Origin of the sequence: Mesorhizobium sp. M0174 (assembly GCF_040322275.1) — a bacterium.
In the GTDB taxonomy this organism is placed as follows: Bacteria; Pseudomonadota; Alphaproteobacteria; order Rhizobiales; family Rhizobiaceae; genus Mesorhizobium.
This window is the reverse complement of record NZ_JAMYTB010000002.1, coordinates 107,547-131,014: the sequence shown is the minus strand read 5'-3', so window position 1 is coordinate 131,014 and position 23,468 is coordinate 107,547. Positions and strand designations below refer to the sequence as shown.

18 protein-coding genes are annotated in these 23,468 nt (G+C 63.7%); 15 read left to right on the top strand and 3 right to left on the bottom strand.

From position 1 onward, the window contains the following. Nucleotides 1–16: 16 nt before the first annotated feature. From NKJ13_RS04115 to NKJ13_RS04080, 8 genes are all read left to right on the top strand, one after another. The gene (locus NKJ13_RS04115; protein ID WP_352777149.1) at nucleotides 17–1,057 is read left to right on the top strand and encodes an ABC transporter ATP-binding protein; all 1,041 of its coding nucleotides are present in this window, start codon (nucleotides 17–19) and stop codon (nucleotides 1,055–1,057) included. A 22-nt stretch (nucleotides 1,058–1,079) separates the two neighbouring features. Next, entirely contained in the window at nucleotides 1,080–2,360 is a 1,281-nt protein-coding gene (locus NKJ13_RS04110) for an amylo-alpha-1,6-glucosidase (RefSeq protein ID WP_352738495.1), read from the top strand. Between the two features lie 190 nt (nucleotides 2,361–2,550). Further along, nucleotides 2,551–3,954: an SWIM zinc finger family protein gene (locus NKJ13_RS04105; protein ID WP_352738494.1), complete on the top strand. Its 1,404-nt coding sequence runs from the start codon at nucleotides 2,551–2,553 to the stop codon at nucleotides 3,952–3,954. Further along, the gene (locus NKJ13_RS04100; RefSeq protein WP_352738491.1) at nucleotides 3,951–5,393 is read left to right on the top strand and encodes a DUF5691 domain-containing protein; all 1,443 of its coding nucleotides are present in this window, start codon (nucleotides 3,951–3,953) and stop codon (nucleotides 5,391–5,393) included. Before NKJ13_RS04105 ends, NKJ13_RS04100 begins: the two co-directional genes overlap by 4 nt. Before the next feature lie 18 nt (nucleotides 5,394–5,411). Beyond that, the gene (locus NKJ13_RS04095) at nucleotides 5,412–6,491 is read left to right on the top strand and encodes an ATP-binding protein (protein WP_352738489.1); all 1,080 of its coding nucleotides are present in this window, start codon (nucleotides 5,412–5,414) and stop codon (nucleotides 6,489–6,491) included. Nucleotides 6,492–6,495: 4 nt separating this feature from the next. Further along, nucleotides 6,496–8,745, top strand: coding sequence for a DUF5682 family protein (locus NKJ13_RS04090; protein WP_352738487.1), 2,250 nt, complete (start codon nucleotides 6,496–6,498; stop codon nucleotides 8,743–8,745). A 2-nt stretch (nucleotides 8,746–8,747) separates the two neighbouring features. Continuing rightward, entirely contained in the window at nucleotides 8,748–9,986 is a 1,239-nt protein-coding gene (locus NKJ13_RS04085) for a VWA domain-containing protein (protein WP_352738484.1), read from the top strand. Between the two features lie 255 nt (nucleotides 9,987–10,241). Next, nucleotides 10,242–11,633 (top strand): FAD-binding oxidoreductase, encoded by a 1,392-nt coding sequence (locus tag NKJ13_RS04080; protein ID WP_352777147.1) that lies wholly within the window; start codon nucleotides 10,242–10,244, stop codon nucleotides 11,631–11,633. Nucleotides 11,634–11,668: 35 nt separating this feature from the next. Here NKJ13_RS04080 and NKJ13_RS04075 read toward each other — a convergent pair whose 3' ends face one another. The 3 genes from NKJ13_RS04075 to NKJ13_RS04065 all read right to left on the bottom strand — a co-directional run bounded on the left by NKJ13_RS04075 (nucleotide 11,669) and on the right by NKJ13_RS04065 (nucleotide 14,799). Next, a complete protein-coding gene (locus NKJ13_RS04075; protein WP_352737222.1) occupies nucleotides 11,669–12,598 on the bottom strand; it encodes a pseudouridine-5'-phosphate glycosidase in 930 nt (309 codons plus the stop codon). 12 nt (nucleotides 12,599–12,610) lie between these two features. Beyond that, complete coding sequence (locus tag NKJ13_RS04070; RefSeq protein ID WP_352737223.1) at nucleotides 12,611–13,720, bottom strand: carbohydrate kinase; 1,110 nt, start codon at nucleotides 13,718–13,720, stop codon at nucleotides 12,611–12,613. A gap of 230 nt (nucleotides 13,721–13,950) precedes the next feature. After that, entirely contained in the window at nucleotides 13,951–14,799 is an 849-nt protein-coding gene (locus tag NKJ13_RS04065; protein WP_352737224.1) for a MurR/RpiR family transcriptional regulator, read from the bottom strand. A 186-nt stretch (nucleotides 14,800–14,985) separates the two neighbouring features. On the opposite strand from NKJ13_RS04065, the gene murA reads away from it, so the two are divergent. The 7 genes from murA (at nucleotide 14,986) to NKJ13_RS04030 (ending at nucleotide 23,402) form a co-directional block, all read left to right on the top strand. Further along, complete coding sequence (gene murA, locus NKJ13_RS04060) at nucleotides 14,986–16,242, top strand: UDP-N-acetylglucosamine 1-carboxyvinyltransferase (RefSeq protein ID WP_352737225.1); 1,257 nt, start codon at nucleotides 14,986–14,988, stop codon at nucleotides 16,240–16,242. Further along, nucleotides 16,239–17,129, top strand: coding sequence for a glucosamine kinase nucleotide-binding domain-containing protein (locus NKJ13_RS04055; RefSeq protein ID WP_352737226.1), 891 nt, complete (start codon nucleotides 16,239–16,241; stop codon nucleotides 17,127–17,129). Before murA ends, NKJ13_RS04055 begins: the two co-directional genes overlap by 4 nt. Nucleotides 17,130–17,298: 169 nt before the next feature. After that, nucleotides 17,299–18,204 carry an N-acetylmuramic acid 6-phosphate etherase gene (gene murQ / locus NKJ13_RS04050; RefSeq protein WP_502896030.1) on the top strand — a complete coding sequence of 302 codons (906 nt, stop codon included), beginning with the start codon at nucleotides 17,299–17,301 and terminating at the stop codon, nucleotides 18,202–18,204. A 99-nt stretch (nucleotides 18,205–18,303) separates the two neighbouring features. After that, the gene (locus NKJ13_RS04045) at nucleotides 18,304–19,824 is read left to right on the top strand and encodes an ABC transporter substrate-binding protein (protein ID WP_352505359.1); all 1,521 of its coding nucleotides are present in this window, start codon (nucleotides 18,304–18,306) and stop codon (nucleotides 19,822–19,824) included. 34 nt (nucleotides 19,825–19,858) lie between these two features. Beyond that, a complete protein-coding gene (locus tag NKJ13_RS04040) occupies nucleotides 19,859–20,818 on the top strand; it encodes an ABC transporter permease (protein WP_352505360.1) in 960 nt (319 codons plus the stop codon). Continuing rightward, nucleotides 20,818–21,657, top strand: coding sequence for an ABC transporter permease (locus tag NKJ13_RS04035; protein ID WP_352476522.1), 840 nt, complete (start codon nucleotides 20,818–20,820; stop codon nucleotides 21,655–21,657). The genes NKJ13_RS04040 and NKJ13_RS04035 overlap by 1 nt, the downstream gene beginning before the upstream one ends. Continuing rightward, nucleotides 21,654–23,402: an ABC transporter ATP-binding protein gene (locus NKJ13_RS04030; protein ID WP_352737227.1), complete on the top strand. Its 1,749-nt coding sequence runs from the start codon at nucleotides 21,654–21,656 to the stop codon at nucleotides 23,400–23,402. Before NKJ13_RS04035 ends, NKJ13_RS04030 begins: the two co-directional genes overlap by 4 nt. Nucleotides 23,403–23,468 lie beyond the last annotated feature (66 nt).

The window sequence follows — 23,468 nt, the reverse complement described above, 5'->3', positions numbered from 1 at the left end:
ACAAAAGAGAACGCCGATGGCTGAGATCGTCATCAAGCAGGTGGCAAAACGTTTCGGCGGCTTCACCGCGCTGCATTCGATCGACCTGACCATCACCGACCAGGAATTCATGGTGCTGCTTGGCGCCTCGGGCTGCGGCAAGACCACGCTGCTGAGGATCGTCGCCGGGCTGGAAACGCCAAGCCAGGGCGAGGTCTGGATCGGCGGCCGTCGCGTCGACCATCTGCCGCCGCGCGACCGCGGCATCGCCATGGTGTTCCAGAATTACGCGGTCTTTCCGCACCTGACGGTATTCGAGAACATCGCCTTCGGCCTGCGCATGAAGAAGCTGCCGCAGCAGGAGGTCGACGGGCGCGTCAACCGCACCGCGGAGCTCATGCATATCGAGCAGCTTTTGAAGCGCTATTCGGGCCAGCTTTCCGGCGGTCAGCGCCAGCGTGTGGCCGTCGCCCGCGCGCTCGCCATGGAGCCCGATGTGATCCTGATGGACGAGCCGCTGTCGAACCTCGACGCGCTGCTCAGGCTCGAAATGCGCGCCGAGCTCAAGGGCGTGCTGGCGGCGTCCAAGACCACCGCCATCTACGTTACCCACGACCAGGTCGAGGCGATGAGCCTCGCCGACCGCATCGCCGTCATGCATCAGGGCCGTATCGTCCAGGCCGCCTCGCCGGTAGAGGTCTACCGCAATCCGGCGGCCCGCTTCGTCGGCTCCTTCATCGGCAACCCGCCGATGAATTTCATCCCGGCGACGAAGACGGCGAACGGCAGCTGGATCGTCGCCGGCCTGACGCTGCCCGGCCCCAAATCGGACAAGCAGACAATAGAATTCGCCATTCGCCCCGAGGACGTAGACGCCGGCAACGAAGGTATTAACGCCACCGTGCGCGTCGTCGAGCCGCTCGGACCGCACACGCTGGTCACTTGCGATGTCGAGGGCGGCCTGTTTCGCGCCATCCTCGAATCGAATGCCACGGTCGCGGTCGGCGATCATCTTCGGCTTGCTCCCAAACCCGACCGCATCCGCTGGTTCGATCCCGAAACCACGAACGCCCTTTGATCCTGAAAGCACGAACGCCTCAATGATATCTCTTGCCATTGACGAAACCATTGCCCGCGCCGTCGAGGTGCTCAGGGAAAACGACCAAGGCACCTACACCATACCGACCAAAGGCCTCTACCCGTTCCAGTGGAATTGGGATTCCTGCCTGACCGCCCTCGGTCTTGCCCACTATGACGAGGCCCGAGCCTGGACCGAGATCGACACACTGTTTGCTCACCAGTGGCCGGACGGCATGGTGCCGCACATCGTCTTCCACGTCTGGAGCGACGGCTATTTCCCCGGGCCGGAGGTCTGGCGAACGGACCGCCCGACCGCCACCTCCGGCATCACCCAGCCGGCAGTCGCCGGCTTTGCCGTGCGCCGCCTGTTCGATCAGGCCAAGGACAAGAAACTGGCGGCCGAGCGCGCCCGCGCGCTGCTGCCGAAGATCGACGCCTGGCACCGCTGGTTCTACGAAAATCGCGACCCGAACGGCGAAGGGCTGGTCGCCATAATTCACCCATGGGAGTCCGGCCGCGACAACTCGATCGACTGGGACGAGGCGTTCGAGCGCGTGCCGACCGAAGGCGTCGAGCCCTACACCCGCCGCGACATCCTGCACGCCGACCCTGCGCATCGACCGACCAGGGCCCAGTACGATCGCTATATCTGGCTGCTGCAGCATTTCCGCGGACTTGGTTGGGACAACACCCGGCTGCACGATGCCTCGCCCTTCCAGGTCGTCGATCCCGGCTTCAACGCCATCCTGATCCGTTCCGCCGCCGACCTTGCCGATCTCGCCGAGGCACTTGGCGAAACCGAAATCGCAGAAGCCAACCGCGCCCGTGCCGAAAAGGGGCTTTCAACGATGGAACGGCTGTGGAGCGACACACATGGCCAGTACATTTGTTTCGACCGAGTGGCCGGAAAGCTCGTGGACAGCGCGTCGGTCGGCGGCATTCTGCCGGTGTTTTCGGCCATTCCGGAAAGCCGGGCAGCGGCCATCGCTGCAACGATCGAGCGCATCGCCGGCAAAGCGCGTTACATCGTCCCCTCGCACGATCCTGGCGATGGACGCTTCGACCCAAAGCGCTACTGGCGCGGCCCGGTCTGGCTGGTGGTCAACTACATGATCGCCGACGGCCTTGCCGCCGCCGGCCACAGCCAAATCGCACAACGGATCACGCAATCCAGTCTCGACCTGATCGCCGAGAGCGGTTTTGCCGAATATTACGGTCCCCTCAGCGGCGAGCCGCTCGGCGGCAATCGCTTCACCTGGACCGCGGCGATGGTGATCGAGTTCCTGAACGGCAGAGCCTGAACGCTTCCGTCTAGGCCGCCGGCTACCAAAGCCCGTTCTGTCTGCCGAATAACAGTCGACCCCATTTGCGTCTGAGGCGTGTCCTGGCCCATCAAACAGGCCAAGGCATGCCCAATCTTCACCATGCCAGAGCTATAATAATTCGTCACAAACCCTATCTATACTGCGTCGGGGCGGGGAGAAGCGCGGCTTGGAATTCGACCTGAAGACCATTGAGGCGCTTGCTCCCGATCAGGCGTCGCTGAGCGCCGCCTCCAAGCTCACCAAACGAACGAACTGGCCGCGGCTCGAAAAGCATGAGCAGCAGGCGCTCATCTGGGGCGAATGCCAGGGCTCCGGCTCCAATCCTTATCGAGTGGTGGTCGACACGGGTGATCACGGCTACCAATGCACCTGCCCTTCGCGCAAATTCCCATGCAAGCACACGCTGGCCCTGATGTGGATTGCCGCCACCGCGCCAGCCAGCTTTGCCGCGGCCGAATCCACGCCGGGATGGGTGAATGACTGGCTTGGCCGGCGCCGGAAGACGGCGTCACAGCCGGTGCAGCAACCGGCGCCGGGCGCGGAAGCCAAGAGCATTGGCGAAGCCGCACGGGCGGACGAGAGCGCCACCGTTGAAGATAACGCAACGGTCGAGCGTCGCGAGGCGGCGCAGCGCAAGCGGGCGGAAAGCACACGAGAAGCAGTGTCGGCGGCGCTCGATGAACTCGACCAATGGATTGCCGACCAGTTGCGGCTCGGTCTTTCCGGGTTTGTCGACGCCAGCAGCGACCGTTGCCGGCGGATTGCTGCGCGGCTGGTCGATATGAAGGCAGCGGCGCTCGCCGGCCGTATCGACGAGATTCCATCGCGGCTGATGGCGCTGCGCAGCGAAGAACGACCGGATGCGGCGATCCGCGAACTCGGCAAGCTCGTGCTGCTGGCCAAGGCCTGGCGGTCGGCGCCCGACGATCCCGAGCTGAAGCGGCTTGTATCGACATCCGAAACCCGCGAACAGGTGCTGGCCAATCCCGATGCAATGCAAGTCGAAAGTCTCTGGGAGGTTGTCGGCGAGAAGATCGAGACCCGGCGCGATGGTTTGGTCAGCCATTCGACATGGCTGCTCGATCTGAAAAGCTCCACACCACAATTTGCCCTGCTGCTCGATTATTTTCCCGCCTCGGCCGGACGCCGATCCAACGCCTTCTCGCCAGGCGATCGCTTCAATGCCCGGTTGGTCTTTTATCCATCACGCCGGCCACTCCGGGCGCTGGTGGCAGAACGCATGGGCGACGTCGCATCGGGCCCGTGGCCCGATTTTACCCTGGGCGTCGCCAAGGATCCGCTGGCTGCGCATGTGTGCCATCAGGATGCCGCTCCCTGGCTCACAGATAGCCCTCTCATGCTGCCGCCTGGTGCGATCCTGGTCGACGATCGGGGCGCAGCCTGGTGGCAGGCCGCCGATGATCCGCAAGGGCTCGCCTTGCCGATCAGTGGCGCCGTCAATCAGACATTGCTCGGCCTCGACCTTGCCGCCACGGCAGCGCTCTGGGACGGCGCTCGGCTTGACCTTCTGGCGGCTCAAAGCGGGTTCGGGAGGCTTGACCTGTCGTGAATGAGGGCGAACAAACAGGCCTGGCGACCATGCGCGAATGCTGGATCACCGGCGGAGCCACCTTCGATCTGGCTCCTGCCGCCTGGAAGGCAATCGCAGGCGGCGCAAGTCCCGACGAGCAGGAGCGCCGGCTCCTGGCAATTGCAGCGCAAGCGCTCGACGTCGCCTTGCGGCCGGCGGCGCCGAAGACGCTCAAGCGGCGGCCGCCGCTGCCCGGGCTTGCCTTGCCAATGCTGCCGGAGCGGTTGCGGCCGCTTTTGCGCGCCGCCCTGAAACAAGCCGCTGACGCGAGGCGAAAGGCACGCGTGGCGGCGCTCGTCGCCAGCCGCGGCTTCGTGCTCCACCCAATGGACTGGATGCCCTCGTCGGATCAGAACAGCCCGGATATCTACGCTCCATGGATCGACTGGCAAGCCAGCGTGGATGGAGAAAGACATACCCCGCAAGAGAAACTCACGGCGGAAAATTGGGATGAGTTCTATCCCGCCGCGCGCCGCATCGCGCTGGCCGATATGCGCCGGCGCGAACCGGCCGCGGCGCGAATGCTGATCGAGGCCAAGGCCTCGGGCGAACCTGCGGAGGTCAGGCTTGCGCTCATCGAACTTATGCGCTTCGGCCTCAATGCCGAGGACGCGCCGTTCCTGAAAAGCCTTGCCACCGACCGTTCCGGCAAGGTGCAGGACCTGGCTGGCCGGTTGCTGGCAAGGTTGGGCGAGCACGGCCATTCGAGCGAAGGCGGGGCGGAGGATCCAGCAGTCGAACTCGCCGTCTTCATCGGCGAAGGCAAATCCGGCTTCATCCGCCGCCGGACCACCTACACGCCGGCGAAACTCAAATCCCCGGCGCAGGAAAAGCGCCGCGCCGAATTGTTCGAGACCTGCAATCTGGTCGACCTCGCCAGACGGTTCGGCATCACGGAACCCGAATTCATCGGAGCCTGGCAGTTCGGCGCCGACAACAACGCTGATATCCTGATCGCCCGAATGGTCGCCGCTTCTGGGAGCGACGCGGCGGTGACGCATATGGCGGACATGCTTGTCACCGAAGGCGGCAAACCGGCGCTGTTCGTGTTGCACCTTGTGCCGCGTCTGGACAGCCGCAGGAAACGGGCTCTCGTCCGGCTGATCCTCAAGCAAGCAAATTACCTCAGCGCGATCAATCTGGCGGAAGGCATTGATGCTGGCTGGCTGGAATGGGACGATCTTTCGAACGGGTCAGTTCTTCCCGCTTTGCGTTCCGCCGTTGCGGGAAACGACGAAGCCGTGCGGCGGGGCGCTGACGATATACTGGCAACGATCGGCTACCTTGCCACAGCGACCACAGCAGCCAAATTGATCGACGAGGTCGTCGCTGCCGGTATGCCGCCCGCCGCCCCATCACTCAGTGTCCTGCGTCTCAACGCGGCGCTGGCCGAACATCAGTCTCGAACCGACACATGATCAATCCGGAGAATTCATATGAACGCTGCCATCCGTCTCCCGGTCGAGCAGGCCTATGCCTCTGAATTGCAGGCGCTGGCGCGCGGTGACGACAGGCAAAAACCTGCCGGCTGGAGCCTGTCGCCACAGGCTGTGCTGACCTATCTGCTCGGCGGCAAGGCTAGCGACGGCACACTGATAACCCCGAAATATGTCGGTCGCCGCCGGTTGATGGAAACCGCGGTAGCGACGCTCGCCACCGACCGTGCACTCTTGCTGCTCGGCGTTCCCGGAACCGCCAAGTCCTGGGTATCTGAACATCTTGCCGCCGCCATCATGGGCGACTCGACGCTGATCGTGCAGTGCACGGCCGGCACCGACGAGAACCAGATCCGCTATGGCTGGAACTATGCGCAGCTGCTGGCAAAAGGCCCGAGCCAAGAAGCGTTGGTGCCGACGCCGCTCTACCGAGCCATGCAGAACGGCAAGCTCTGCCGGCTGGAGGAACTGACCCGCATGGGCTCGGACGTGCAGGACACGCTGATCACCGTGCTTTCCGAAAAGATGATGCCGATCCCGGAATTGAACACCTCGATCTACGCCCAGCGCGGCTTCAACATTATCGCCACGGCAAACAACCGCGACAAAGGTGTCAACGAGCTCTCCTCGGCGCTCAAGCGTCGTTTCAATGTCGTGGTGCTGCCATTGCCGGAAGACATGGCCGAAGAGGTGGCGATCGTCTCCAAACGGGTCGATGAGATGGCTGGCGGACTCGACCTGCCGGTGCCAAAAAATGTCGGCGAGGAGATCGCCCGTGTGCTGACCATCTTTCGCGAATTGCGCTCCGGCGCGACTGCCGACGGCAAGGTGACGCTGAAGATTCCTTCCGGCTCGCTGTCGACCGCAGAAGCGATCGCCACGATGGTTGGCGGGCTCAGCCAGGCGGCGTGGTTCGACAGTGGCAAGCTCGGCGCCGAAGGTCTCGCCGCCAGCCTTGTCGGCGCGATCGTGAAGGATCCGGTGCAGGATAAGGTGGTGCTCGACGAATATCTGGAAACGGTGCTCAAGAAGCGCCCCGACTATGCCGGCTATTACGCGGCGCTGAACGCAGCGATCTGACGCCATGAGCCACGGCGACATTGCCTATTTCGGGATACGCCATCACGGGCCGGGTTCCGCCGACAGCCTGCTGCAGGCACTGCAGGATTTGAACCCGGTCGCCGTGCTGATCGAGGGGCCGATCGACGCCTCTGAGCTTCTGCCCATGCTGGCCCGCCCCGAAATGCAGCCGCCGGTGGCGCTCCTTTGCTATCCGGAAGACGATCCGGCTTCGACAAGCTTCTGGCCTTTTGCCGAGTTCTCGCCCGAATACCAGGCGGCGCTTTGGGCTGTGGGCAATAAGGCGACGTTGCAGTTTATCGACCTGCCATCGTCGGCACGGTTCACCACTGCTGCGATCGGTGGCGCGGAGGACACCGATGCGACCGAAGCTACCCAAGCCCCCGAGGATGGTGACGCGGCTCCGATTCCGCGTGATCCGATTGCCATGCTGGCGCACGCCGCCGGTTATGAGGACGGCGAAAGCTGGTGGTCGGACATCATTGAACAGAACCCGGAACCCGGCCCGATATTTGCGGCCATCGCCGATGCGATGACGACACTGCGGAATGGTGAGGGTCCGATCGCGCAGTTCGAAGCCAAGCGCGAGGCGCATATGCGGCTCGAAATCGCCAAGGCGCGTAAGCAGTTCGAGGGGCCGATCGCCGTCGTCTGCGGAGCATGGCATGTGCCGGCGCTGCAAGCCACCCACACTCAGAAAAACGATCAGGTCCTGATCAAGGGAATTGCCCGGCGCAAGAGCACAATGACATGGGCACCGTGGACCGGACCGCGCCTGGCGCTGGGATACGGCTATGGCGCGGGCGTCGTCGCGCCCGGCTGGTGCAAGCATCTTTGGCGCACGCGCGGTCGGCGCGATGCGGCAACCCTGTGGCTTGCCATGATCGCGGCGCTGCTGCGGGCGAAGGGCCATCTGGTCTCGACCGCTTCGCTGATCGAAGCGGAGCGGCTCGCCCGCGCGCTCGCCGCCATTCGCGAACGGCCGAAGCCCGGGTTCGAGGAATTGCGCGACGCCGCGATCGCGACCCTGTTCAATGGCGAAGCGTTGCTGTGGGGGCTGGTCGAGGCCGAGTTGCTTCTGGGTGCGGACGTCGGTGAAATTCCGCCCGACACGCCGCTGGCGCCATTGATCGAGGATCTGCAGCGCAACCAGAAGGCGGCGCGGCTGAAGCCCGAGGCGCTGGAGCGCGAACTGTCCGTCGACCTGCGCAGCGAAAGCGGGCTGTTTCGCTCGACATTGCTGCATCGGCTGAGCGTGCTTGGTGTGCATTGGGGCAGACTGACCGATGCCGGTCGCAGCCGTGGCACCTTCCGCGAGCGGTGGACCCTGGCGTGGGAACCGGAATATGCCGTTCGTCTGGTCGAGAACCTGATCTACGGGCCGACCATCGAAAAGGCTGCCAATGCCCGCCTGATCCAGATGATCGAAACGGCGGCGACGCTCGATACGCTTGCGGCATTGGTGCAGAACGCGATCACGGCAAGCCTGTCGGAAGCATCGACTGCCGGCCTTGCGGCGTTGGAGGCGCGAGCGGCGCGCAGCAGCGAATGCCTGGAGATCCTGGCGTCTGTGCCGCCCCTCGCCGACATCATCCGTTACGGCGAGGCCCGCAAAACGGAGACGAACCGGCTGTCCGGTCTCATGGAGCGGCTGATCGTCGAAGGTGCGATCGCGCTTCCGTATGCTGTACGCGATCTGGATGAGCAAGCCGCCGCGACGCTGGTCGGTGCGATGCGCAAGGCCGATGAGGCGATCAGACTGGTCGAGCCCGGGCAAGACGTGCTGGACGGATGGCGTAACGGACTGGCTGCCGTGCTGGAGGGATCGCGGTCGACGGCGCTGCCGGCAGGATGCGCCGCGCACCTGCTCTACGAAGCTGGCCGGCTTTCCGCCGAGGACGCTGCCGGACTGCTCGAGCGACGCTTGTCACCGGGGACTCCTGTCATTGAAGCGGCCGGGTTCTTCGAAGGCTTCTTCAGCACTGCCGGTCAGCGGCTGATCTATGACGAAGGTCTGCGCGGCGCGGTTGATGCGTGGCTGAAGTCCCTCGACGAGGACGCTTTCATCGCGCATCTACCGCTGCTGCGCCGCGTCTTCTCCAATCTGGACAGCATGGAGCGCCGGCGGTTGATTGAAGCGGTGCTCGGCCGCGCCGCTCGGCTGCCGGCCGGCCTGATACCGGCGCCCGATGGCGGCGAGGCCTGGCGTCGGCACCTGGAGCGGCTTGGACCCTTGCTCAAGAGCGGGACATAACGATGGACGACGAGGCAGAGGCGACCCAAACCGGCGCACCATCGCCCGATGGCGGAAGAGAGCGCCGCTGGCGTCTGGCGATCGGCGCCGACGATGAGACATCTGCGGCACTTTCCAGCGACGACAAACGGCTTTCGGCGGCTCTTGACGCGTTATACGGCGACGGCGCCAATGCCGCTGCCGACCCGCGCAAACGGCGCGGCGGGCTAGGCCGTTCGGCGCCGCGCGTTGCGCAATGGATGGGCGACATCCGCTCTTTCTTTCCCGCGCAGGTCGTCCAGATCGTCCAGAAAGATGCCTTCGAACGGCTGAACCTGAAGCAGATGCTGATGGAGCCGGAGTTCCTGAAGGCGATCGAGGCGGACGTCAATCTGGTCGCCGACCTGGTTTCGCTCCGCTCGGTGATGCCTGCCAAGACCAAGGACATCGCCCGCGCGATCATCGCCGATATCGTGGCCAAGCTGATGCAGAGGCTGGAGCAGAAGACAGTCGAGGCAATCCGAGGCGCGCTCGACCGGTCGAGGCGCACCAACCGCCCGCGTTCGCGCGATATCGACTGGCAGCGCACCATCTCGGCGAACCTTCGCCACTACCAACCCGAACACAAGACCATCGTGCCGGAGAAGCTGGTTGGTTTCATACGCAAGCAGCGACGGCTGGTCGATCTCGACGAGGTGGTTCTGTGCGTCGACCAGTCCGGCTCGATGGCAAGTTCGGTGATCTATGCCTCGATCTTCGCAGCGGTCATGGCCTCGCTGCCGGTTGTGCGCACCAAGCTCGTCTGTTTCGATACCGCAATCGTCGACCTGACCGAAGAACTCAGCGATCCTGTTGAAGTGCTGTTCGGCGTGCAACTCGGCGGCGGCACCGACATCAACCAGGCAGTCGCCTATTGCGCCGACCGTATCGAGCGGCCCACCAAGTCGCATCTGGTGCTGATCACCGACCTCTTTGAAGGCGGCAATGGCCAGGAACTGCTGCGGCGGCTGGCGGCGCTGGTTCGATCCGGCGTCAATGTCGTCGTGCTTCTGGCGCTGACCGATCAGGGACGGCCCGGCTATGATCCAGCGATGGCAGGTTCGGTCGCGGCACTTGGCATTCCGGTCTTCGCCTGCACGCCGGATCTGTTTCCGGACATGATGGCGGCGGCACTGCGGCGGGAGGATATCGGCGCCTGGGCGGCGGGAGCCGACATCAAGCTCATTCGCGCCGAGGCTGAGGCGCCTGGGATGCATGAGTGAGCGTTTGCCTCGGTCCAGAATACCGGGCCGCCCGCAGGCAAGCGCTTGCGGTCAAAGGTTTGACAAATAGCCGGCCGCGCCTATGGTCGACCGGTTACAGGAGCGACGCATGGCGAAGGCAACCGGCTGTATTCTTGGCGGGTTTTCCCCATATTTGCTGAACAGTAGAAATCAGCCACGGCCGCTTTCACAGCCCTCGCCCTTCCCTCTCCCGGCCGCGTCGATGCGCCCGGGCCGTTCATGTCCTTGAGCCACATGTCGCAGAAAATTGCCGAGCTTCTGTCGCGGCTGGAAAAGCGGCTGGACAGGTCAGCGATTGTCTCGGCTGAGGAGGCCGGACCACGCTACCGGGAAGATCCCGACGGCAAGGACGGCGCGCCGCCAGCGATCGTCTTGCGTCCACGCACGACCGGCGAGCTGTCGGACATTCTGCGCCTGTGCAACGAGGCCGGGCAGAGGCTCGTCATCCAGGGTGGCCGCACCGGTCTTGCGGGCGCGGCGCGCATCCAGCCCGGCGAGGCGGTGCTGTCGCTGGAGCGCATGACGGCGGTCGCGGCGCCCGACCGCGAGGCGGCGACTATCGTCGCCGAGGCCGGCGCGCCGCTGCAAATGGTGCAGGACGCGGCCGATGCGGCCGGCTTGCTTTTCGGCGTCGACATCGGCGCGCGCGGCACGGCCACCGTCGGCGGCAATGTCGCCACCAATGCCGGCGGTATCCGCGTGCTGCGCTACGGCATGTACCGGGCGCAGGTGCTTGGGCTGGAGGCGGTGCTTGCCGACGGCAGTGTGCTCACGTCGCTCAAGGGCTTGCCAAAGGACAATTCCGGCTATGACCTCAACCAGCTCTTCATCGGCAGCGAAGGCACGCTCGGCGTGGTCACGCGCGCCTGCCTGCGGCTGCATCCCAAACCTGCTACCGAGGTCAATGCCTTCTGCGCAGTTCCATCGCTCGATGCGGCGATTGCGCTGCTTGCGCAGCTTCGGCAGAAGCTTGGGCCGTTGCTCTCGGCCTATGATGTGAATTTCGCACCGCTCTATGGCGCCATGATCGCCGGCATGGAGGCGCCGGCGCCGCTGCCCGTCGGCTCGCCCGTCTATGTGCTGGCCGAGATACAGGGCAGCGAGTCGGACCGCGACGGCGACCGCTTTGCCGCGGCGCTGATGCAGGCGGTCGAGGACGACGTGATCGACGACGTCGTCGTCTCGCAATCGCCGCGCGAATTCCGGGCGCTCTGGGCGGTGCGCGAGGAGGCCAACCGTTTTCTGTTTTCGATAGCAGGCCTGATTAGCGTCGATGTCAGCATCCCGCTGGCGAAAATGGCGACTTTCCTGCGCGAGACGGAAGCCGCTATCAAAGCCGTCGACCCGAGCGCCGACATCTACGTCTTCGGCCATCTCGGCGACGGCAACCTGCATTACCAGGTCCGCACCGTGGATCCGGCGGCCGCATACGGGATCATCTACCGGGGTGTGGCCGCGGCTGGCGGCGGCGTCTCGGCCGAGCATGGCATCGGCCTCGACAAGAAGGAATGGCTGCATCTCGTGCGCAGCGACGCCGAGATCGCGGCCATGCGCCGCCTGAAAGCAGCCTTCGACCCGAACAATATCCTCAATGCCGGGCGCATCTTCGACCTCGCACCGGGCTGAAATCGAAGGCACGTAGCGCTGGCCGGGCGCTGTCTCTATCTGGTCGCGCCCTTCAATTCCGCATGCGCAACTGCGATGCGGGCAGCAAGCGCGGCGTTGTTGCGGACAAGCGCTATGTTGGCCTTCAGGCTGCGGCCTTGTGAAAGCTCGTTGATGCGGGCGAGCAGAAACGGCGTCAGTTCCTTGCGCCCGATGCCGCGCTTCTCGGCCTCAGCCACGGCCGCTGCGATCGTGCCGTCGATGAACGCCGGATCGAGCGCGTCCGCTTCGGGAATAGGGTTGGCGACGAGAATGCCGGTGCCGGATTCCATCTCGTCATGCAGCAGCATGGCTCGCGCGACCTCGTCGGGGGTATCGAGGCGATGGTCTGCCTTGAGCCCGCTGGAGCGGGTGTAGAAAGCCGGAAAATCATCGCTCCCATAGGCGATCACCGGCACGCGCTGAGTTTCCAGATATTCCAGCGTCTTCGCAATATCGAGTATCGACTTAACCCCGGCGCAGACGACGGTCGTGCCGGTCTGGCCAAGTTCGGTCAGGTCAGCGGAGATATCGAAAGTGGCTTCGGCGCCGCGATGCACGCCACCGACGCCGCCGGTCGCAAAAATACCGATCCCGGCTAAAGCGGCAATCCGCATCGTCGCCGAGACGGTGGTTCCGGCCGAGCCGCCGCGCACCATGATTGCGGCGAGATCGCGCCCGGAAGCCTTGACCACGCCCTTTGCCGCTGCCAGCTCTTCCAGTTCCCGATCGTCGAGGCCAACCTTGATCTTGCCGGCGACCACTGCGATCGTGGCGGGCACGGCGCCGTCTTCACGCACGACGGTCTCGACACCACGAGCGGTTTCCAGATTGGCCGGATATGGCATGCCGTGGGTGATAATCGTCGATTCCAGTGCCACCACCGCGCGGCCTTTATCAAGCGCAGCAGCGACTTCATCGTTCAAATGGACAAGGGAAGGTTTCATATCATCTCGCTTTCAGGCAGGAAGGCGGTACATGCCGGCGGCAAGGAAGCGCGGCGACAGATCGGGGTGGACGCTGGATTCGCTCTCGGTGGTCAGTGTGGCAAGCAGCGCGCCGGTGCGCACGGCATGAGCGACCGGCTCACCCGAAAGCACCTTGTACAGGGTGCCGGCGATCATCGCGTCACCGGCGCCGGTGATGTCGACGGCCTGCGCCGGGACGGAGCGCATGGCCGTCACACCGCTCTCGGTCGCAACGGCAAATCCATGCGCGCCTGCGGTCACGATCACTTCGGCGGCGCCGGCCGCGCGCAGCCCTGCTGCTGCTCCCTCCGGCGTCAGCCGCTTGTCGGCATCCGTCACGCCGAGCATCGTATTGGCCTCGTCATGGTTGGTGAACAGAAGATCGATGCCGGTCAGGTCCTTTGACAGGCGCGCCGACTTCGGCGACGATACCGTGTCGACTGCGAGCTTGAAGCGCGCACCGTGCTTGCGCGAGATCAGCGCTGCGATGGTCGCGGCCGGCAGATTGCAGTCGATGAAGACCCATGTCGCCGAAGCCAGGTGCGGCCAGAAACGGTCGAGATAGGACGGCAAAAACAGATCGAATATCTCCATGTCGGCGATGCCGAGCACGAGATCGTTGTTGCGGTCGAGGATGGCCGCGTATTCGGCCGTCGGCCGCTCCGTGGTGGTGATGACCTGGCTGACATCGGCGCCGAAATCACGCAAATGCCGCACCAGCGCGCGGCCGGTTTCATCCTCGCCGACGATCGAGACGAAGCTTATGTCGACACCGAGGCGGGCAAGGTTTTCGGCGACGTTGCGGGCAACCCCGCCGAAGCTGCGATGGCCTTCGACCGGGTTCGATGTCTCGAAGATCAGATCCTTCCTGGCGTGGTATTTGCGGTCGAGCACCGCGCCGCCGATGCAGACCATACGTTTGGACGCCGGCAAGACATAGCCGCGGCCGAGAATGTAGCCCTTGTTGATGAGTTGCACGATGTGGGCGGCGACCGTCGAGCGGGCAATGCCGAGCGCGGTTGCAATATCCTGCTGGCCGGAGAACGGATTCGCCGCAATCAGGTCGAGAACCGCTTGTTCTTGTGCTCCAAGGTCGTCCATCGTCTCACCTGGCCCGCCAAATTCGAGGCTGAACTCGATGTATGAAACAACAGATGATCTTGTCAACATTGGTTTGCCATGGCGGCGTTTGACCAATCGGCGCTCCCGCGGCTCTGCCAGCCGGAGAGCGTGTGAGCGCATTGAAGAAAGCTATTCGGAGGACGAAACCTGCTCTTGTCGACGTGCAGCATCAGGGAGGAACAGAGGCCTTAACGCCATGCCGAAGACAGCTAAGCCTTCAGCACCGAGACGGCCAATTCGCTGTTGTGGACATATTCATTGGCGTCAGGCTGCTTCTGCACAAGCAGGATGAACAGCAGGTCGGTTAGCGTCAGTTGTGCATCACGCGCGGTTATCGATGAAGAGCGCGCGCGCTCTTCATCGGCGATCGTGTGGAGGCGAATGTCGCCAACCCGGCTCAGCGGATTGTCGCGAAGCCCGGTGACGGCGATAACGGTGGTGCCGCGTTTATGTGCGAGTTCAGCTATCCGCAGGGTTTCGATGCTCGCCCCGGAATAGGAGAGCGCGAATAACGCGTCGCCTCGTCCAAGCGTCGAGACATTGGCCATTTGCACATGGCTGTCGCTGTCGTGCAGCACGTTGCGGCCGAGCTTCATCAGCTTGTATGAGAAATCGCGCGCCACCAGAGAGGATGCGCCGACGCCTGCCAAATGAATGCGGCGCGCACCGTTCAATGCTTCGAGGGCCTTGCCGATTTCATGCTCGGTGTTGGCCGCGACCGTCTGTTGCATCGACAAAAGCTTGCTGCCGATCAGCTTGCGCAGGATGACCAGATAGCTGTCGCCGACCTCGATCGAACCGTGGATCATGCCGGCCGGCACGTGCCATTCCTGCGACTTGGCCTCGCTGACGGCGAGCTTGAGCTCCTGATAGCTGGAATAGCCGAGCTTCTGGCTGAACTTGACGACGCTCGACTGGCTGCGGCCGATCTCAGCGGCAAGCGCCGCCGTCGACAGGCGCAGCATCTGGTCGGGATTATCGACGATATACCGACCGATCTCGCGGTCGCCGGGCGCCATGATTTCGAGCTTGGCCTCGATTTTCTTCAGGATGGACATGCGTTCACCTGTTGCCAGTCACGGACAATGCCAAACCAAGGAATAAATTATTCCGTCTCTGATTGACAGCCAAGAATGATCCATCAAATCTCTACCGGTGCGGTTGCGGCCCAGCCTTCGGGCAAGCCGACGATTCGGCCACGAAAGATCGTAGACACGCCGACAGCTCGGGATTAGGTCAGAGCCATGGACAAATTGCGGATCGTCGGCGGGCATAGGCTTGAGGGCGCGGTGACGATCTCCGGCGCCAAGAACGCGGCCTTGCCGCAAATAGCGGCGGCGTTGCTCAGCCCTTATCCGCTGCAACTGACCAACCTGCCTGCGGTGACCGACGTCGACAACATGCTTGGCGTCGTCGGCCTTCATGGGGCCGAAGTCACCAGATCGGCGCATGCCGCCACAATCGATACCAGTGCTGCCGTCTCCAAGGAGACAACCTACGATACCGTCAGGCGTATGCGCGCGACAGTGCTGGTGCTCGGCCCGCTGCTTGCCCGCTTCGGCCACGCCAGGGTTTCGCTGCCCGGCGGCTGCGCGATCGGCGCACGGCCGGTCGACATGCATGTCGCCGCACTTGCCGCACTTGGCGCCGACATTGCGATCGAAAACGGGCTGATCGTCGCGTCCGCGCCGGGCGGACTGAAAGGCGCGCGTATCGTTTTGAGCTCACCATCGGTCGGCGCGACCGAAACGGCGATGATGGCAGCGACGACTGCAAAGGGCGAAACCGAGATCCTCAATGCGGCGCGCGAACCGGAGGTGGCCGACCTTGCCGCCTGCTTGAACGCCATGGGCGCGCGGATCGAGGGCGCCGGCACGCACCGTATCCTGATCGCGGGCAGCACAGGCTGGCGCGCCGCCACGCACGACATCATCCCGGACCGGATAGAGGCCGGCACCTATGCCGTCGCGGCGGCTATCACCGGCGGTCAGCTCGAGCTGACCCACGCGCGGCTCGAGCACATGGCATCCGTCGTCCAGCTGCTCGAAACAGCCGGTGTGAAAATCTGGCCGGGCGACCGCGGGCTGATCGTATCGAGAGACGGGCCGCTCAAAGCCGTCGATGTGACGACGGAGCCCTATCCGGGCTTTCCGACCGATCTCCAAGCGCAGTTCATGGCGTTGATGTGCTGTGCCGAGGGCGCTTCGCTATTGCGTGAGACGATCTTCGAGAACCGCTTCATGCATGTGCCTGAACTGATGCGGCTCGGCGCCAACATCAAGCTGCAAGGCACCATGACGCTGGTGCGCGGAGGCGAGAAGCTGAAGGGCGCGCAAGTGATGGCCACCGACCTGCGCGCCTCCGTCTCGCTGGTGCTGGCAGCGCTGGTGTCCCAGGGTGAGACGACGATCAACCGCGTCTATCATCTCGATCGCGGCTATGAGCAGCTGGACCGCAAGCTCCGGCTTTGCGGCGCCCAGATCGAGCGGATAAGTGGATGAGTGCCGGCGCGGCGTCTTCGCATTATTTCCTGGGCGTCGATGGCGGCGGAACCGGCTGTCGGGCGCGTATCGAAGACGAGGCGGGAACCGTGCTCGGGCAAGGTCTCTCAGGTCCGGCGACAACGCGGCTCGGTATAGAGGCGGCCTGGGCCTCCGTTGCCAAAGCCTTTGGTGCTGCGATCAGAGAGGCAGGGTTCACGGCGACGAAAATCGCCAGGATCCGTGCCGGCGTCGGTCTTGCCGGCATCGGCCGCAAGGGGTCGCTTGAGGCGTTTCGTGCGATCTCCCATCCCTTTGCAAGTCTCGACTTCGTCAGCGACGGCGTCGCGGCTTGCCTGGGCGCGCATTCGGGCCAGGACGGCGCCATCGTCATAGCCGGGACCGGTTCGATCGGGCTCGGCTTTGTCGAAGGGCGCGACCTGCGTGTCGGCGGCTACGGTTTTCCGATTTCCGACGAGGGCAGCGGCGCCGATCTAGGTTTGGAAGCGGTACAGTTCGCCTTGCGCGCCCATGACGGCCGGCACGAGCGGACCGCGCTGCTGGCCGAGGTGATGCAGCGCTTCAAGGACGACCCGTTCGAGGCGGTGGCCTGGATGGACCGCGCCAGTGCGACGGACTATGCCGCCATGGCGCCGATGGTGATCCGCCATGCCGACCAGGGCGATCCGGCCGGTCGGCGGATCGTGCAAGGCGCTGCCGAGCAGATCGACACCTTCGTGCGGGTGCTGTTCGAAAAAGGCGCGCCGCGGGTTACGTTGCTCGGAGGGTTGTCCAGCCCGCTTGAGCCATGGCTCGCTCCCGACGTCCGCCGACGGCTGAAGCCGGCCGACGGCGATGCGGTTTCGGGAGCCATAATCCTGGCCAGAAAGTCGCTTTGCGGCGAGTAACGCGCTACTCAAAGAGGAATATTTTATTCCTACAATCCGTTGACACCGGGAATACCGAATTCTAAAAAGTTAACTAAGCAGAAACACGACAGCCGGTCGCCTGCCCGGCACGGCATCGCGTTCCCGCTCACGGCAGATTGAAAGTAAGCAAGTGGTCGAACACGGGTTGATGTCGGAGTTGGAGCGGCTGGTTTCCGAGGACCGCAACCCGAGAACCATCGACATCGACCTGTTGCCGACCATCGAGGTGCTGCGGAAGATCAATGACGAAGATAAAGGCGTTGCGGCCGCCGTCGAGAAGGTCATTCCTGAGATTGCTGCTGCCGTGGACCGGATCGTGAGCGCGTTCCAGAAGGGTGCGCGCCTTGTCTATGTGGGCGCTGGCACCAGCGGCCGGCTCGGCGTCCTCGACGCCTCGGAATGTCCGCCGACCTTCGGCGTACCCGAGGACATGGTGGTGGGCCTGATCGCCGGCGGCGACGACGCGCTGGTGCGCTCCGCGGAAGGCGCCGAGGATGACCCGAAACAGGGTGTAAAGGCATTGCAGGACATCAAGCTGACCGCCGACGATGTGGTGGTCGGCATCGCTGTCAGCGGGCGCACGCCCTACGTCATCGGCGGCCTGACCTATGCCAAGCAGGTGGGAGCGACCACCGTGGCGCTGTCCTGCAATCCGCGATCGACCATTGCCGGCATAGCCGACATTGCCATCTCTCCGGTGGTCGGCCCGGAGGTTCTCACCGGCTCGACCCGACTGAAATCGGGAACCGCGCAAAAGCTGGTGCTCAACATGCTGTCTACCGCCAGCATGATCCGCATCGGCAAGAGCTATCAGAACCTGATGGTTGACCTCAATCCAAGCAACAAGAAGCTTGTCGCCAGGGCGGTCAGGATCGTGATGCAGACGACCGGCTGCGCGGCACAGCAGGCACGACAGGCACTCGACCAGACCGGCAACGATGTAAAACTGGCAATCCTGGTGACGATCACCGGCATGGGCGTCGAGGAAGCACGTAAGGCGCTTGGCAACGCGGGAGGTTTCCTGCGCAAGGCGATAGGCGAAAAGACGGTGTAAGACCGCATGGACACTGGGCCGATGTTCCGGGGCGTGTGTCCCTTTGAAGCGGTCCGGCGAACTGCAAGGCATCAGGTTTAACAATAATGGGAGACGACAATGGTACGGCACATTGGCAAGAAACTGCTTTCCGGCATGACCCTCGCGGCAATGATTGGCATCGCGGCGCTACCGGCGCAGGCGAGTGCGGCGACGCTGCATATGGCGTGGTCGCAGGACGCCACCGGTCTTGATCCGCACAAGCAGACGGCATTCTCCTCACTGCGGCTGCTGGAACTGATCTATGAGCCACTGGTGCGGCTCGACGCAAACCTGCAAATCACGCCCGCGATTGCCGATTCATGGCAGTTCTCGCCGGACGGCAAGGAGCTGAGTTTCAAACTCAATCCGAAAGCAAAATTCCAGAACGGCGCCGCCGTGACCTCGGCCGATGTCAAGGCATCGTTCGAGCGCATACTCGACGAGAAGACCGGCGCGGCCGCGCGCGCCAACTTTCTCTCGATCGCCAGCATCGACACACCCGATCCAGCCACCGTCGTGTTCCACCTCTCGCAGCCGGATGTGCCGATCCTGACGGCGATGAGCGACGTCAACGCCGCGATCGTCCCGGCAAGCGAAATCATGGCCGGCTCGATCGGCACGACGACGATCGGCTCGGGTCCGTTCAAGTTGGAAAAGTGGGATCCGAATTCCAAGGAAGTGCTTGTCGCCAACAAGGATTGGGCGGGCGGCACGACCGGCATCGACGGCATCGAGGTCAGCGTGCTGCCGGACGAGACGGCGATCCTGGCGGCGATGCGCAGCAAGCAGATCGATTTTGCCCTGCTCAACGATCCGCTTGTCGCCACGCTTGTGCCCAAGGAAGCCAGCCTGCAGTTGAACCGTGTGCCGGTGCTTGCCTATCACGTGCTGCAGCTCAATCCTTCCCGCAAGCCGATGACCGAACTCAAGGTGCGTCAGGCGATTTCCTGCGCCATCGACCGGCAGGAAGTGCTGGACACCGCCTCGCTCGGTGAAGGCAAAGTCACCGGCCCGCTGACTATCCCTGCGCTGGCGACCGATCCGAGCCAGTTGTTCTGCTATAAGCGCGACGTCGAGAAAGCCAAGCAGCTGATGGCCGAAGCGGGCTACGCCGACGGCTTTTCGGCGACCGTGATCGGCGCCACCGGCGAGCCGCCGACAGCGGCGGCGGAAGCCCAGGTCATCCAGTCGCAACTCGCAGAAATCGGCGTCAAGCTCGACATCAAAATGATGGAGCTCAACGTCTATGTCGATGCCTGGCTGAAGGGCGATTTCGACATGGCCATCGCCCTGAACGGCGGCAGGGCCGATCCCTACACTATGTACAACCGTTACTGGACCAAGACGGGCAATCTGCAGAAGGTCGCGAACTATATCGACGATACGCTGGACAGTCTTATGCAGAAGGGCCGCAGCGAGACCGACCCGGCAGCGCGCAAAGCGATCTTCGCCGACTTCGAGAAGCACATCACTGAGATGTCGCCCTGGATCTGGCTCTACACGTCCTACAGCTACACCGCACAGCAGAAGAATATCGCAGGATTCGAACCGGTGCCGACAGGCTCGCTGTTCAGCCTCGCCAAGGTGACGATCCAGTAGCTGCTTTGGTGCCAGACGAGAGGGTATTCTTCGCGTGAACTATCTGATGCGGCGACTGGCAACCTTCCCTCTCGTCCTGCTTGGCGTGTCCATCGTCGTGTTCCTGGCGATCAGGATGGTTCCGGGCGATTCGATCACGGCAATGCTGGGGACCGAAGCCGGCCTGCTGACGCCGCAGCAGCGCGATGCGCTTGCAGCTTATTTCGGCATCGACCAGCCCTGGTTCATCCAGTACTGGCGCTGGCTGCTTGGTCTTGTCCAAGGTAATCTCGGCATTTCGTCCACCTATGGCAGGCCGGTGCTCGACGTCATCCTCGAGCGTTTCCCGCTAACGTTGGAGCTCGCCCTGCTTTCGATGGTCATCGCCCTGGTTGTCGGCATGCCGACCGGGATTTTTGCCGCCACCCATAATGAAAAGCTGTCCGACCTCGGCGTGCGCGTTGTCGCAATGATCGGGCAGTCGACGCCGAACTTTGTCCTTGCCCTGCTGATCATCTACACGCTGTCGGCGGGGTTTGGCGTTTTGCCGGCGATGGGTGAGTTTTCGCCGCTGTGGCAGGATCCGCTGCGCAATCTCGGCCAGCTGTTGCTGCCTGCGGTCACGCTTGGATTTGCCTTCGCGGCTTCGGTGACCCGCATATCGCGTTCGGCGATGCTCGATGTGCTCAGCGACGACTATGTCAGGACGGCGCGCAGCAAAGGCGTTTCGGCGCGCGGCGTCATCTGGGGGCATGCTTTGCCCAACGCGCTCATCCCGGTCGTGACGCTGAGCGGCATAGAGTTCGGCTATCTGCTGGGCGGGGCAGTCATCGTCGAGCAGATATTTGCGCTGCCCGGTCTCGGCCGTATGGTGCTGGATGCCATCCTGCAGCGCGACTACGCGCTGGTGCAGGGAAGCGTGCTGTTCATCGCCTTCAACTTCATGATCGTCAATCTCCTCGTCGACCTCGCCTATGTCGCGCTCGACCCGCGTATCCGGCTAAGCGAGCACTGATGGCGACATTGCGGGCTATATTTGCGCATCCCAGCGGCCGCATCGGCGGTGCCATCGTTGCGCTTTATCTGCTGCTTGCCGTGCTTGGCATGCTGGGGCTGACGCCGCACGATCCGCTGACGCAGCACCGGGTCGAGCGACTGCATGCGCCTGACGGCACCTACCTGATGGGCACGGACCTGTTCGGCCGCGATGTCGCAAGTCGGCTGATGACCGGGATCGGCCAGTCCTTCATCGTGGCCTTCTTTTCGGTCGCCTTCGCGACACTGGCCGGCACCGTGCTCGGGCTGGCGGCAGCCTGGTTCGGGCGCCGCTGGGACGGCCTGGTGATGCGCATCATGGACGTTGTGCTGGCGTTCCCGGCGATCCTGCTGGCGCTGCTGATCGTCGCGGTTGCTGGACCGGGAACCTCGACCAGCGTCATTGCCATTGCCATCGTCTACACGCCGATCTTCACGCGCGTCGTGCGAGGTCCGGCTCTGTCGCTCAAGGCGCGCGAGTTCGTCGACGCGGCCCGCACGTTCGGCAGCAGTGCGGGCTATATCGTAACACGCCATCTGCTGCTCAATCTGGTGGCGCCACTGACGGTTCAGGTGACGCTGGCGCTGGCCTGGGCACTGCTGACCGAGGCCGGCTTAAGCTTCCTCGGGCTAGGCACGCAGCCGCCCGCCGCGTCGCTCGGCCTGATGCTGAGCGACAGCCGCAATCTGATGGAGACAGCTCCCTGGCTGATGATCTTCCCCGGCGTGGCGATCATGATCAGCATCCTCGGTTTCAACCTGCTCGGCGATGCGTTGCGTGATGTCCTCGACCCGAAGATGCGGAGATCGATCGCATGATTCCGCTGCTGTCCGTCAGCGGATTGCGCGTCGGCTTCGGCCGCAACCCGAAAGCCAATGAGGTCGTGCGCGGCGTCAGCTTCGATCTCGCCGACGGCGAGACATTGGCAATCGTCGGCGAAAGCGGCTCGGGCAAATCGGTCACGGCGCTGTCGATCAATCGCCTTGTCGATTATGGCGGCGGCCGCATCACCGCAGGCTCGATCACGCTGAAGCGGGTCGACAACAGCATTTTCGACCTGACCGCCGCGGACGAGCCGCAACTGACGAAGATCCGCGGCGGTGAAATCGGCATGATCTTCCAGGAGCCGATGAGCTCGCTCAATCCGGTGCTGACCATCGGCAGGCAGATCGAGGAATCGTTTCGCCTGCATCGCGGCCTGACCGGCCGGCAAGCGACGGCGGCGGCCAAGGACGCGCTCGACCGCGTGCGTATTCCCGACGCTGCACGGCGACTGAAATATACGCCCAACCAGCTTTCGGGCGGCATGTTGCAGCGGGTGATGATCGCCATGGCGCTCGCTTGCAACCCGCGCCTGCTCATTGCCGACGAACCAACGACGGCGCTGGATGTTACGGTGCAGGCGCAGATCATGGCGCTGCTCGCCGAGTTGAAGCAGGAAACCGGGATGTCGATGATCTTCATCACCCACGACATCGGTCTGGTTGCAGGCATCGCTGACAAGGTCATGGTGATGCAAAGCGGGGAAGCTGTCGAGCAGGGCGCGCTGAACCAGATATTGGACGATCCGCAGCATCCCTATACGCGGCATCTGCTTCATGCGGTGCCGCATTTCGCCGGCGGCAGTGCCGTACGCAAGGACGTGCAATGCGAAACGCAAAAAGCTGCCGAGCCGGCGCTGATGGTCGATGGCCTCGTGGTGCGGTTTCCAGTCAAGGCTGGGTTTTTCAGCCGCGCCAGCGGTATCGTGCACGCGGTGGACGGTGTGGATTTCGAGCTAATGCCGGGCGAGACATTGGCGGTCGTCGGCGAGAGCGGTTCCGGAAAGTCCACCACCGCCCGCGCGATTCTGGGGCTGGTGCGCCCGACACGCGGCACAATCTCGGCCAGCACGCGCAAGGCCGTCGCCGGGCAGAGCGCCCTTCCCGTGCAGATGGTGTTCCAGAATCCCTATGGCTCGCTCAATCCCAGACTCACCATCGAAAGCATCCTCGCAGAGCCGGTGATCGCTAGCGGCGGACGGATAACTGCTGAAACGCGGGCGAAAATGGCCGCGCTGCTGAAACGCGTCGGCCTTCCGGAAAACAGCCTGCAGCGCTATCCGCACGAATTCTCCGGCGGCCAGCGGCAACGCCTGTGCATCGCTCGCGCGCTGATGCTCAATCCTTCGGTTGTCGTCCTCGACGAAGCGGTTTCGGCGCTCGATGTGTCGGTGCAGGCCAGGGTGCTGGAGCTTTTGGTCGAGCTGCAGCGTGAATTCGGGCTGGCCTACCTGTTCATCTCGCATGACATGGCTGTCGTCGAGCGGATCGCCCATCGCATTGCGGTCATCTATGCCGGCCAGATCGTCGAGATCGGCGATGCCAGATCGGTGCTCTCGCAGCCGAAGCACTCTTATACCAAACAGCTTATCGCGGCCGTTCCCACCATAGACCGGCGGCATGAACGTTTCGAGCTGGACACGCGCCAGGTTCCCTCGCTCGTGCGCCCGCTGGGATTTGAGCCGGGCCCGGCCAATTGGCAGCAATTCGGGCCGGACCATAGGGCACGGGTGGAAGCGTGATGATTGTCGCTCGAAAGCATGCAGAGTCAGACGGACAGCCCCCTCGCTGCTTTTCAGACGGAGGCC